Annotated in this window: 9 protein-coding genes; 3 read left to right on the top strand and 6 right to left on the bottom strand. The window is 42.2% G+C overall.

Annotated features, from left to right (window positions below):
* Positions 1–80 precede the first annotated feature (80 nt).
* Complete coding sequence (locus ACFQ2O_RS14970) at positions 81–1,202, top strand: putative type IX sorting system protein PorV2 (protein WP_377529201.1); 1,122 nt, start codon at positions 81–83, stop codon at positions 1,200–1,202.
* A gap of 43 nt (positions 1,203–1,245) precedes the next feature.
* Complete coding sequence (porU2, locus tag ACFQ2O_RS14965; protein WP_377529199.1) at positions 1,246–6,288, top strand: putative type IX secretion system sortase PorU2; 5,043 nt, start codon at positions 1,246–1,248, stop codon at positions 6,286–6,288.
* Positions 6,289–6,353: 65 nt separating this feature from the next.
* Here the strand turns inward: porU2 and ACFQ2O_RS14960 are convergent, their stop codons facing one another.
* The 3 genes from ACFQ2O_RS14960 to ACFQ2O_RS14950 are packed head-to-tail and all read right to left on the bottom strand — an operon-like array spanning position 6,354 to position 9,001.
* On the bottom strand, positions 6,354–6,839 hold the full coding sequence (locus ACFQ2O_RS14960; protein ID WP_377529195.1) for a dihydrofolate reductase: 486 nt from the start codon (positions 6,837–6,839) through the stop codon (positions 6,354–6,356).
* Between the two features lie 6 nt (positions 6,840–6,845).
* A complete protein-coding gene (gene fmt / locus ACFQ2O_RS14955; protein WP_377529192.1) occupies positions 6,846–7,775 on the bottom strand; it encodes a methionyl-tRNA formyltransferase in 930 nt (309 codons plus the stop codon).
* Between the two features lie 2 nt (positions 7,776–7,777).
* Entirely contained in the window at positions 7,778–9,001 is a 1,224-nt protein-coding gene (locus ACFQ2O_RS14950) for an exo-beta-N-acetylmuramidase NamZ family protein (RefSeq protein WP_377529189.1), read from the bottom strand.
* Positions 9,002–9,065: 64 nt separating this feature from the next.
* On the opposite strand from ACFQ2O_RS14950, the gene ACFQ2O_RS14945 reads away from it, so the two are divergent.
* Positions 9,066–10,274 (top strand): ABC transporter permease, encoded by a 1,209-nt coding sequence (locus ACFQ2O_RS14945; protein ID WP_377529186.1) that lies wholly within the window; start codon positions 9,066–9,068, stop codon positions 10,272–10,274.
* Positions 10,275–10,354: 80 nt separating this feature from the next.
* Here ACFQ2O_RS14945 and ACFQ2O_RS14940 read toward each other — a convergent pair whose 3' ends face one another.
* The 3 genes from ACFQ2O_RS14940 to ACFQ2O_RS14930 form a co-directional block, all read right to left on the bottom strand.
* Positions 10,355–11,200, bottom strand: coding sequence for a mechanosensitive ion channel family protein (locus tag ACFQ2O_RS14940; RefSeq protein ID WP_377529184.1), 846 nt, complete (start codon positions 11,198–11,200; stop codon positions 10,355–10,357).
* A 93-nt stretch (positions 11,201–11,293) separates the two neighbouring features.
* Complete coding sequence (locus ACFQ2O_RS14935; RefSeq protein ID WP_377529182.1) at positions 11,294–11,995, bottom strand: peptidoglycan DD-metalloendopeptidase family protein; 702 nt, start codon at positions 11,993–11,995, stop codon at positions 11,294–11,296.
* Between the two features lie 53 nt (positions 11,996–12,048).
* Positions 12,049–12,618: an HNH endonuclease gene (locus ACFQ2O_RS14930; protein WP_377529180.1), complete on the bottom strand. Its 570-nt coding sequence runs from the start codon at positions 12,616–12,618 to the stop codon at positions 12,049–12,051.
* Positions 12,619–12,843: the final 225 nt, after the last annotated feature.

Below are 12,843 nucleotides of genomic sequence, written 5' to 3'. Positions count from 1 at the left end.
TGCTTCTGGTGTGTTTAGGGGCAAATAAAGCTGTAGAGCCCAGTGGCTGAAGCTTTGCGAGAAGTGCAATTAAATTTTTTATGAGAATATATTTACTGTCTAAAATGGACAATTTTACCCTGCGCAGTATCTTGGCCCTGCTTTTTCTGATTACATGGTCTGGAGCTGCGGGGCAGGTATCCACTCCTAAGTACAGCAATGAGTTCCTGAACATCGGGGTAGGAGGTCGTGCCCTGGGAATGGGTAATGTGCAGTCGGCGTTGGCCAATGACGCAACAGCTGGTTATTGGAACCCTGCTGGTTTGCTGCGCCTGCAACATAAGTATAACATCAGCCTGATGCACTCAGAGCTTTTTGCAGGTATTGCTAAAAATGACTTTGGTAGTTTTGCTATGCCCATTGATTCAAGCAGTGCACTTGCTGTATCGCTTATAAGGGTAGGGGTTGATGATATTGCAGATACCCGCCGCTTGTACAACGAGTATGGGTACACGCAGTATGATAGTATAAGGTTCTTCTCAGTAGCGGATTATGCGATGCTTATCTCGTATGCACGCCGCAGCAACCTTATTGAAGGCTTACAACTTGGTGTTAGCGCTAAGATAATATATCGCAACGTAGGTGATTTTGCCGATGCCTATGGGTTTGGAATTGATGCGGGAGCGCAGCTGCAACGAGGCTCCTGGCAATTTGGAGTGATGGCAAAAGACATCACCACTACTTTTACCGCCTGGACACATAATGTGGAAGAGTTGGAAGAGGCCTACGCCCAAACAGGAAATGACCTGCCAAAAAATACGGCTGAGCTTACCTTACCCAGGCTGGTGCTTGGAGTAGGCAAGTCTTTCAATTTCACAGATCGTATTTCCGCTCTTATTGCTACAGACGTTGACTTTACTTTTGATGGCAAACGAAATGTGCTTGTAAAATCTGATGTAGTATCAGTTGATCCTCATGTAGGATTGGAGCTCGCATATGCCAATGCTGTATTTATCCGAGGAGGTTTAAACAATTATCAGGAAACGAAGAATTTTGATGGCGGTAACACAAAACGTATGCAGCCTAACTTTGGGGTTGGTGTGAAAACAAATGGCCTAAGTCTGGACCTGGCTATGTCTCGCATAAGCAACAGCGAAAGTAATGCCGTTGGGGGCTCTAATACCTCCTCTGTCATCGTGTCGCTAGGCTATGCCTTCGATTAAGGGTTTCTGTTCTATAAATACAGCAAAGAATAAAGTATAAAATATGAATCGATTTTTATTCACACTTCTTCTCTTCGTTTCTGGCTTAGGAGTAGGTACTGTGCAGGCGCAGGAAGTGTATGGCAACGAGTGGATAGACTACTCCAAAACCTATTTTAAGTTAAAGGTGACAGCAGATGGCTTGTATAAGCTAGACTATACTTACCTGAAGAACCTCGGCCTGGAAAATGAAAATCCACAGCACCTCCAATTGTTCAGAAGAGGTAAAGAGGTAGCCATCTATGTAGCCGGTGAAGCTGACGGAAGCCTGGACGCACAGGACTTTTTAGAATTTTATGGCGAAAAGAATAATGGTGTATTAGATCAGGAGTTATTTAAAAACCCTTTGCACCAAGTGCATCAGCTCCACAGTATGTATACTGATACTGCTGCTTATTTTCTAACTCTTAATCCTGCTGGCGGCAATAAGCGCATGCGGGAATTGAATCCTGCCGTTGATGGGCGCACTCCTGAGCCTTATCATTTGCAGAAGGCCATGAACCTGCAGGTTGGTACCTTATACCTTGGACAACCATATGGTGTAAATAGAATGCCATGGATGGATAGAGGTGAGGGATATTTTTCTTCAGAATCAAATACTATTACTAAGCTTGTTTTTGCAATACCAAGTGTATCAAATATAGAAATGTCTGGACCTGCTCCTGTACTTGAATATGCCGCTGTTGGGCCTAATGAACACCACCACAATGTTGATATCAATCTTGTCAATGGTAATGCAATCAGGACAATCAATAATCATAAGTTTGGATCCTTTGATTTTGTTAAAGGTAGAGAGGAAATTACATTCCCTGATATTAATACAAGCAAAAGCACACTTACAGTTCACCTAATACCGAAAGAAATAGATGGACTAATCGGCAGAGTAAGCTTAGCCTATGCACGGCTAACTTTCCCTCAAAAGAACATTTTCTCTGGCATATCTGCATTTCTTTATACAGACTCGCTACGTGCTGCCATACAATATTTTGAATACACTGGTGCGCCTGCTGCTGTAGTTGCTTATAATGTAACTGATTTAGGTAATGTAGTGCGTACCCAGGGAGTTGTACTAAGTGGCTCTAGCAGGAAAGGTTTTGCTTTACAAGCTGGCCCTGTTTCACAGAAATATTTACTTGCCAGAACAGATCAAGCGTTGGCACCAGTTGGTAAAACTGAAATAATAAAGTTTCAAAATATTGTACCTGCTGATTACAACTACATAATTGTAACAAACAAGAAGTTGATGAAGAAGGTTGGAGACAGCCAAAGCCCAGCCCCAATGGAATATGCCGCCTATAGAGGTTCTGCTGCCGGCGGTGGTTACAACACTTTAGTTGTATTTGTGGATGACCTAGTGAACATGTTTCATTATGGTGAGTTTTCTGCAAATGCTCTCAAAAGGTTCTCAAGTTATTTAGCAACTTCAGATCGAGGAAAATTTGTTCTTTATATGGGCAAAGCCTATGAAGTGAGAATGCTCAGTTATAAAAATGCTGCTTCTCGTGCAAAAGACTTGGTGCCAACAGGTTTAGGTACACACCCTGCTTCAGATCTACTCTTTTCCACGAGGTTTAAAGATAGTAATTATGTGCCTATGTTTCCTACAGGCAGACTATCTGTTGTTTCTGCAGAAGAAGTAATGGCTTATTTAAATAAGGTTAAAGAGTACGAGCAAGCCAAGGTAGGAGAACCATGGCGAAAGAATATACTACATTTAGGAGGTGGTAATACATCAAGTGAAATAAACCAGATAGCCAACCACCTAAGCAACTATAAGAAGACTGCTGAAGGACCATTCCTAGGCGCTAACGTTATTCAAAAAACACGACACAACCTTAGCGAAGTGGTTGAAGTGATTGATGTATCGAAAGAAGTTAACGCTGGTGTATCTCTGCTAACTTTCTTTGGACACAGCTCCACAGGTACTACAGATCTTGATATTGGCTATGCCTCAAGCCCTTTTAGTAACTATAAAAACAAAGGTAAATACCCTATCATGTTCATGAATGGATGTAACGCAGGGAATGCCTTTGTTTCTGATAATGACTCTTTTGGGGAAGACTGGTTAAAAACACCAGATAAAGGAGCCGTTGCTTTAATTGCGCACGTCGATGGAGGCTATATCCAGTACCTGAATAATTATACTTCCATATTCTACAACGTTGCATTTAAAGATCCTTCTTTTTATGGTAAATCACTAGGGGAAGTGCAGAAAGAAACTATCACAAGGTTATCGAAATCAGCACTTGCAAATAATGAAATTATGATTGCAATGATGCTGGAGATGGTATTACAAGGTGATCCAGCTTTGCGAATCTACAACCCTGAAAAACCAGATTACTTTATAGTTGAAAATTCTTTGAGTATCACCAATATGAATGGAGAACGTGCATCTGCTATAGCAGATACTTTGTTACTAACATTTGAAGTTGGGAACTTAGGTAAAGCTATTGAGAAATCTATTTATATATCTATTAGCCGAAGATTACCGGACAATACCACTCAAGTGTTGGATTCTATAAAAATAGATCCAATTTTTTCTAAAAGAAGGGTTAATGTAAAGATACCTAATAAAGGTATGGCGGCTTTAGGAATGAATATTCTTGAAGTTAAACTGGATAGCCCTGGTGCATTCGATGAAATCAATGTAAATAATAATTCAGCTATCTACCGTAAATTTCTTTCAGCAAGTGGCCTTGTAGCAGTTAATCCTCAGAAGTACGATATTGTAGGCACACAGCAGGTAAAGCTTATAGTGCAGGCAACAGCAGAAAAAGAGAATCATCAGGGAATCTATTTTGAAATGGATACAACCAGCACATTTAAGAGTGCATGGGTAAAATCAAAGGTGGTTTCTAATCCTTATTATGCTGCATGGGAAGTAACCTTACCCGACAATTCCCAAAACAAAAATAAAGTATATTATTGGCGTGCACGTTTCAGTACATACGAGCCTGGAGAAGATACGCTTTGGGTAAAAAGCTCCTTCAGGCACTTACCTAATGTCAATTCAGGTTGGTCTCAAAGTCATAAAGGACAGTTTACAGAGGCATTAACAAATAATATTGAACCTCTAAGCCAGCAGGATGGTGTATGGCAGTTTAGCCCTATAAGCAAGCCTCTTGAATTGCGTACCGCTGGTGGAGCAATACGTTGGACCGATCCTCCTTACGGGTTTCTTGTGGATGGGGAGCACGTAATTGGGCACTACTGTGGTGGTAACTCAGAATACATTAAGGTTACAAAACCCATGTTTTACATGTTTGCATATGACAGCAAAACACTTGAACCCATAAAGAACAAAAAAGGGCAGACAGTATGTGGTTACGAAGGAGAAAATTTTCTGTTCAACTCTGATGATTTATCAAAGTCTGAAAATGTAGCTAAAATAAAGGCATTTATTGATGATATACCTGAGGGCCAATATGTGGCTGCCATTGGTATCAACAACATACCATTCGATAACCTGCCTGAAGAAGCGAAAGCAGCTTTTAGAAGTATAGGATCTGTTTTAATTGATGATCTGAAAACAGGCGATCCGTTTGCAATTGTAGGTATAAAAGGTGCTGCACCCGGTACGGCACAGGAAAAAACATACGATAAAGAAGATAGTACGCCGGCTGCCTCGCAGAGTATAGGTTTATCGGTTACATTACAAACTCCTAAAACTTCTGGAACAATTACCTCCTCTCTTATTGGCCCTGTGCTTGAGTGGGGAACGCTTCATCACAACATCGTAAACTATCAGGAAAGTAAGGGTGAGATAAAAGGTAATGACAATTATAAGTTAAGTGTAATAGGTGTAGATTCAACAGGAACTGAAGTGGTTCTAGTAGAAGATGTAAAGGAAGGCAGCAAGGATATTTCAGATATTGATGCAGCTCTTTATCCAAACCTAAAGCTATCTGCCTTTCTTTCTGATGATTCGTTGCGTACTGCTCCTCAATTAAAAGAATGGTATGTAACTTATAATGGTGCGCCAGAAGGTATGGTACGTCCAGACTTAGTAAAAGCTAGCACAGACGATTTAACTCCTCTGGCCGGTAGCGGCAGCCTCACGGTTCCGATGGCTTTCCAGAATATAACTTCAACTGCTTTTTCTGACTCGCTTACAGTAGAAGTAACTCTTTCAGGAGATGGAATACAAGCATCTACTTCAAGTTTTAAAATTAAGCCTGTAGGAGCTAATGAGATTGTCAAGTTTGATTATACCTTCAGTACAAAGCAATTTGAAGGTACTTACAAGGTGGAAATAGATGTAAATCCTAGAATTCTACCTGAGCAGGACTATACCAATAACTTTTATGAGGTAGAGTTTAATGTGAAGTCGAAACTACACCCGATTATGAATGTAGCTTTTGATGGTATACAGATAATGGATGGAGACATTGTTTCACCAAGTCCGCTGATTAGTGTGGTAGTGAAGGATGAGAATGACTATGTGTTTTTGAAAGATCCTTCGCAGATGTCCCTTGTGCTGATTGACCCAGTTGGTGTTCCGAAGGAGATAGATCTGATGAGCAACCCACAGGAAATTTCTTTTATTCCTGCTACTGAAAAAAGCGATTTTAAACTGGAGTACAAGCCGACAAGATTGCTCGATGGCAAGTATAAGATGGAAGTAAGAGCTAAAGATGCTGTCGGTAAAGACTCTGGCGTATCACCTTATAGAATAGGTTTTGAAGTAATTGGAGAGGCAAGTGTTACTAACTTCTATCCGTTTCCAAATCCGTTTTCTTCAAAAACTAATTTCATCTTTACACTTACAGGCAGCACTATTCCGGAGCACATGAAAATCCAGATATTGACAGTGACCGGCAAAGTGATAAAGGAGATAATGAAAGAGGAGCTTGGCCCACTGCGTATCGGAAATAACAAAACAGAATACGCTTGGGATGGTACTGACATGTATGGAGATAAATTAGCCAATGGCGTTTACCTGTACAGGGTAATCATGAGCAAAGGTGAAGAGGAAATGAAACACCGAAACACTTTTGGAGATAAAGCCTTCAAAAACGGGTATGGTAAGCTGTATATTCTACGCTAAAGAGTCTCAGCAAGTATAAAAGAAAAAAGGCCGCTCCTGAGTGGCCTTTTTTCTTTTATACCTGGTTATTTTCTGGTGAGCGTTTGAAAAGTATAGCTATACTTGTTTTTATCGTCAGGCTCATGGTGTTCTTCGGCCTCTATCTGCCATTCATTCCTTAGTAAATCAGGAAAGTATACATCACCTTCAAAACTTTGGTGCACGCGTGTCAGGTATACTTTGTCTGTAAGAGGCAAAGCTTGTTTGTAGATCGTAGCTCCTCCTATTACGCATACTTCAGTGTTTAACGCTTTTCCTTTTTCAAGAGCCTCTTCCAGTGAGTGTGCCACTAAGCATCCTTCGGCAGTAAAGTTTTCTTGCGAAGTAATGATGATAGATGTACGCCCTGGTAAAGGTTTGCCTATAGATTCAAACGTCTTGCGTCCCATCACCATCGGGTGGCCCATGGTGAGCTTTTTGAAATGTTTCAGGTCGGCTGGCAGATACCAGATCAGGTCGTTATCCTTCCCTATAACGTTATTTTCTGCAGCAGCTACTACTATAGATATCATAAGTGGCTATAGGTTAAAGTTGTACCCGCGTAGCAGGTCTTGTATAGGCATCCTTTTTTTGCCTTCCATCTGTAAATCAAGTATAGCAATGGCACCAGAAGAGGTTTGGACATGTAGGAAGGTCTTATTGTCTGAATGAATACGACCAGGCTCAGAAGTATAAACTGTATTATCTAAGGCTTCTACTTTGAAAATCTTAAAATTCTTGCCGTTAAGATGAGCCCAGGCTGCTGGATAAGGACTCAACCCACGGATAAAGTCGCGCACCTGTTTCGCTGGCTGGTTCCAGTTGATCTCACAGGTTTCTTTGAAAATTTTAGGGGCATGCTTGGTTTCGGCGGTTACCTCTTGTGGCTGCGTTTGCACCTGCCCTTGCTCTATAGCCTGTACAGTTCGCAAAGCTAGTTCAGCACCTTTATACTTCAGCTTCTCATACACGCTGCCAAAATCGTCTTCCTCCAGTATAGGTAAACGCTCCTGAAATATCATATCCCCGGTATCGATTTCGTGTTTCAAAAAAAAGGAAGTTACCCCGGTTTCTTTTTCGCCGTTGATGATGGCCCAGTTGATAGGAGCAGCCCCGCGGTACTGTGGCAGCAGCGATCCATGTATGTTGAAAGAGCCTAAGGCCGGCATAGCCCATACTACCTCTGGCAGCATACGGAAAGCTACAATAATTTGCAGGTTAGCTTGGTAGCTGTGTAATTCTTCCAGAAAAACCTCAGACTTCAGGTTTGTAGGCTGTAGTATTGGTATATTTTGAGACACGGCATATTCCTTAACCGGAGACTGATGTATCTTCTGTCCACGGCCCGCAGGTTTATCAGGTGCCGTGATCACAGCTACTACATTATACTGGTGTTCCACGAGTGTTTGCAGGGTAGGCACCGCAAAGTCTGGTGTACCCATAAACACAATGCGCAATTCTTGAGTCATAGTTAATTATAATCAGGGTAAAGCAGGTACTGCTTACGTTTTTCTTTATATATAGACAGCTCAGGCTCCCAACTGGCTGTTATCTCAGCTTCGGTTTTACCGGCTTTAATTTGATCACGCAGCTTAGAAGTGCCTGCTAAACGCTCAAAAAAGCTGTTAAAAAACTTCTCTTTCTGCGTTGAGTTTTTATACATCTCGAGTAAATAAACAAGAGTAAAAGGCTGCGCATCTGAAGGTGCACGTAAGTCTAAGCCATAGCATTTTTGGCCTTTATAAGGCGGGCTTGTGGCTCCAGGCGTACTTTGCGGAGTAAAAGAGAAATCTTTTGAAGTATAGTATGGGCTACCAATAACCTGAAAAGGAGCATCTGTGCCACGGCCTACACTTACATTGGTTCCTTCAAACAGACATAGTGATGGATAAAGGGCAATTGCCTGGGCATTTGGCAGGTTTGGAGAAGGCTTGATAGGTAAATCATAAGCGGTGTTGTGGGTATAGCCAGTCATCTGAATCACCTTCAGCTTTGCTTGTACCTTGCCCTTTAACCACCTTTCACCATTGATCATGTTGGCCAGTTCGCCTACTGTAAGGCCATGCACAATGGGGATGGGGTGCATGCCAACGAAAGATTGTTGATCCATTTCCAGTACTGGGCCGGCTACATAATGCCCATTTGGGTTTGGTCTGTCAAGTATAAGCACCTCTTTGCCGTTTTCTGCGGCGGCCTCCATTACATAATGCATGGTGCTGATATAGGTATAAAAGCGGGTGCCTACATCCTGAATATCAAATACAAGTACATCAAGGTCTTTTACTTGCTCCGGAAGTGGCTTTTTATTGTTACCATACAAAGAAATGATAGGTAAACCCGTTTTGATATCTTTGGCGTCTTTAACATGTGCTCCTGCATCTGCTTCGCCCCGGAAGCCATGCTCTGGTGCGAAAATAGCCCCAACTTTAACGCCGCGGCTAATAAGCGTATCTACCAGATGCGCATTGCCAATAGTAGAAGTCTGGTTAACCACGAGCCCAACTCGTTTTCCTTGTAAAGATGGCAAGTATAAATCCATGCGTGCAGCACCTAATACCAAAGGCTTTTCCGCAGGCTCGGGAACAGGTTCTGCAACCTGAACTTGTGTAGGTGCCGTAGTGGACACAGCTTGTGTCTGGCAACTGCTAAAAGATAGCAGTAAAGATGTAATTAGGAGTGAGAAAGGCTGCATCATAGTTTTTGTAAGGTAGAAGTCAAAATTCATACCTATCTTTAAAGCTGATAAAGAATTAGATCGAGTGAACATCTCCAAATACATATCTGATAAAATATCAGAAGTACAGTCTGGCTCCTTCACCCAGTCTGTTACAAAAATAGCAATAATAAGTATAGCCACTGGCATTGCTATCATGATTGTGTCTTTTGCCATTCTGGAAGGCTTCCGAAACGAGATCCGCGAGAAGATTTTCAGTTTTGGAGCGCACCTGCAGGTAAGCAAGTATGACACAAACAACTCATACGAAGGCTCTCCGATCAGCCGTAACATTGGTATTACGGATTCGGTGCAGAGTATTAAAAAGATACAGGCTTTTGCCCGTAAAACTGCTATCATTAAAACCGAAGACGAAGTGCTGGGGGTGGTTCTGAAAGGGGTTGAGCAGGACTATGATATGAGTGCCATGCAGCAGAACCTGGTAGAGGGGGAGTTGATTTCTTATGCTGATTCTGTTTCTTCTAAGGATGTGCTGTTAAGCCAGAAAATTGCTACAAAGTTAAAGCTGAATGTAGGCGACGAAGCCATTTTTTACTTTATTCAAAACCCGCCTCGTGCCCGGAAGCTAAAGGTTAAGGGTATTTACAATACAGGTCTGGAGGAGTTTGATGAGGTATTCGTTATCGGAGACTTGCAACTGATCCGGGAGCTGAATAACTGGCCTGACTCCTTAGTTGGCGGTGTAGAGATCGTTTTAAATGATTTCGACAAGATTGACCAGGCCGCTGACCAGGTTTTTGAGCAAATGCACTACGACTTGCAACTGGAGAAAATTACAGATCGGCACGCGCAGTTATTCGACTGGTTAAAGCTGTTGCGCAAGAACGTCATCATATTTTTAGTGCTTATAATTTTTGTGGCGACATTTAATATGGTTTCCACAGTATTTATCATGATCATTGAGCGGATAAACATGATTGGTGTTTTGAAGGCCGTAGGAGCCACTGATGCTCAGATCCGGAAGGTTTTTTATTTTAGAGGACTTCAGTTGACGATCAAAGGGATGGTCTGGGGAAATATTATAGGCTTAGGCTTTTGTGCGCTGCAATATTATTTTGAGTTGATACCACTGGACCCCGAAAACTATTATATGGATCGGGTGCCTATCAGTTGGAATGTAGGTGTTATCCTGCTGCTTAATGTACTTACTATTGTTTTAACCATGTTGGCTATACTTGTGCCGGCTGCCATGATTGCCCGTATAAAACCCGTAAAAGCTATTAAGTTCGACTAATTAATTGCCGGCACTTATACATTAAAGCAAAAGGGCTCCATTTAATCTGGAGCCCTTTTGCTTTAGATGATAGTTGAAATTTATACAGGCATGGCAGTAGATTTAGCACCCCCAACGTTAGATTGCACTTCGCGCTTCGGTACAGGTAGGGCAATGTTATGTTGCTCAAAGGTATCTTTTGCACGTTCATTCATGTCCCAGAACAAACCCCAGTAATCTGCTCTGTTGCACCAGATGCGGGTACTGATGGTAATGGTATGCTCGGCAAAGTTGGTAACTACAATGGCAGGAGCAGGCTCCTGTAGCACACGTTCATCCTGCTGTATCAGCTCCTGAATTAACTGGCGTACTTTACCAATATCATTATGGACAGATACATTAAAAAGCAGCTCGACACGACGGGTAGGCTCTACAGAGTAATTCACCACTACTGTTGAGGCTAAAGGCCCGTTTGGCAGGTAGATAGTTTTATTGTCTGCTGTTTTAAGAACAGTGTTAAAAATATTGATGATATGCACTGTGCCACCCTGTCCTTGTGCTTCGATATAATCCCCAACTCTGAAAGGCTTGATGGTAAGTATAAGTACGCCACCAGCAAAGTTAGAAAGGCTACCTTGTAAAGCGAGGCCTATGGCAAGGCCTGCCGATCCTATCACGGCAATGAACGAGGTCATCTCGACTCCTAGCTGAGAAACAACCATGACAAGCAGGAGTACCCAGAGCATTACATTAAAGATGCTGTTTAGGAACGGGCGCAACGATTCGTCAACAGCTTTCCGAAGCATCAGGTTGCTGATGACCTTGTTTAGCCGCTTTATTACCCAAGCTCCTACGATTAAGATAACAAGTGCTACGATGAGGCGCATACCGTAGAGCACAGTAAAGTTTACTACCATTTCGCGGTAGTTGTCAATGTCCAGCGTCATTTTTGTGGGTTAGTATAATGTTAAAAAGTTAAGGCGCTGCCTACTGGAGCAGCGCCTTAATATACATTTATAACAAATCTAGCCTTTTTAAAACTAAAATGAAAGGTGGCGACTTTGCAGGATTAGGTTTGGGTTAGGGCATAGTGAAGCATACTTGCTGCGGTCGCTCTGTGCAGCCACACCAGGAAAATCTCCCTTCTTATCACCCATACTACTCATTACCTGGAAGTGAAGGTGTGGTGGCCAGTCTCCGTTTTCAGGGTATGGCCCTACTTCTGCAATCTTTTGGCCTTTGCTAAAGTGCTTGCCTACCGTTAAACCTTCCAACGAAGTGCGACTCAAGTGGCCGTACAATGTATAAAAGGTTATGCCTTCTAGTTCGTGTTGCAGGATAATAGTGGGGCCGTAATCGCCAAAGTTATTGTTATCCTGAAAACTATGCACGATAGCATCGATAGGAGTGAATACGGCAACTCCATCGTCCAACCATACATCTACTCCCAGATGCAGGTTGCGGCTCTCGGCTTCTCCCTCAAAATGGGTGCTTCGACGGTAAATGGAGCGGTCCTCAAAATAGCCTCCTACTCCAATTGTAGCGTTTTGCTGCTGTAATAACTGCTGCACAGCTTTGTTAAAGGTAGCTGTATCTCGCAGATCTGTGTTTTGGAGCAGTTCATTGTTTCCTGAAAAATCAAGTACACATACTTGGTCTGAGTTCAGGTCAGCATCAATTACAGGAGAAAAGACATGGCTATGCCTGCCTAAGATCGCACTAAGGTCTTGAGAGTTCTTCATAAGCTTACATTAGGCGCGAATTGGTGCACCTGATGTGCAAGTATAAGCAGAATTTAGTTTACAGGTACTGTAACCTCTTCCTCTATAGGCTTTGAAAAGGTCTTCAGGCTTTTTGTTTTGCCAAACAGCTCTTCAGACTTTTTATTGTAGGCATGTGCAGCTTCCTGCAATGTTTCGAAGGTGCCGAGGTTTATGCGTTGCTTGTTGTAATGGATAATAGCGCGGTATTTCTGTGCCTCCTTGTGCACACCACGTACACCGAGTTTGTTTTCGGTTTTAGATGTGTTGCGGACAATCTTGCATAGAGGTGCCCACTCCAGGTTTTCACGACGGCAATCAAGCTTATTGCCATTTTTGAAGTGCACATAAAGCTTCAGGTCACTTTCCTGTTTCTCTACTAGTTGCTCACCTATCATCTTGTGCAGGTAAATGGTCTCGTTGCGGTATTTGCCATTCTTGAGGGGCCAGTTTTTCTGGAAGAAGGCATAACCGTTGGAGTGAATGCGCAAGTGCTTCAGGAATTCAATCTGTTGCAGGTAAGCGTTGTTTTGGATGTAATCGTAGGTGGTGTCGTCTACAACTACTGTTTTTTCACAGTTTTTCAGGGTCAGTTTGTACAGCATTTTGTTTTCATTTAGATGGAGTTCGGTACGGGAGCAAAGGAGACCAAGTATAAAATACCTGTTAGCCTAGGCAGCGTGCTGTAAAGTTGCGGTTTTTTTCAATATATTTTACAACTAATATTCAAATAATTTTATTGTGTATGTACATCATTACATTTAAAAATTGTAATATACTTTCCGAGAACATACAGGATTGTCGTAACTTTCAGGCGCCAAATAAGTTTT

The sequence above is a fragment of the Pontibacter rugosus genome (genome assembly GCF_042678745.1).
Lineage (GTDB): Bacteria > Bacteroidota > Bacteroidia > Cytophagales > Hymenobacteraceae > Pontibacter > Pontibacter rugosus.
Note: the sequence above shows the minus strand (reverse complement) of the source record. Positions and strands in the feature narration are given on the sequence as shown.

Excerpts from the sequence above, each read along its gene's own strand:
- ACFQ2O_RS14940 (WP_377529184.1), bottom strand. The coding sequence starts at position 11,200 with ATGACGCTGGACATTGACAACTACCGCGAAATGGTAGTAAACTTTACT.
- ACFQ2O_RS14935 (WP_377529182.1), bottom strand. The coding sequence starts at position 11,995 with ATGAAGAACTCTCAAGACCTTAGTGCGATCTTAGGCAGGCATAGCCAT.
- ACFQ2O_RS14960 (WP_377529195.1), bottom strand. The coding sequence starts at position 6,839 with ATGATATCTATAGTAGTAGCTGCTGCAGAAAATAACGTTATAGGGAAG.
- ACFQ2O_RS14970 (WP_377529201.1), top strand. The coding sequence starts at position 81 with ATGAGAATATATTTACTGTCTAAAATGGACAATTTTACCCTGCGCAGT.
- fmt (WP_377529192.1), bottom strand. The coding sequence starts at position 7,775 with ATGACTCAAGAATTGCGCATTGTGTTTATGGGTACACCAGACTTTGCG.
- ACFQ2O_RS14950 (WP_377529189.1), bottom strand. The coding sequence starts at position 9,001 with ATGATGCAGCCTTTCTCACTCCTAATTACATCTTTACTGCTATCTTTT.
- ACFQ2O_RS14930 (WP_377529180.1), bottom strand. The coding sequence starts at position 12,618 with ATGCTGTACAAACTGACCCTGAAAAACTGTGAAAAAACAGTAGTTGTA.
- porU2 (WP_377529199.1), top strand. The coding sequence starts at position 1,246 with ATGAATCGATTTTTATTCACACTTCTTCTCTTCGTTTCTGGCTTAGGA.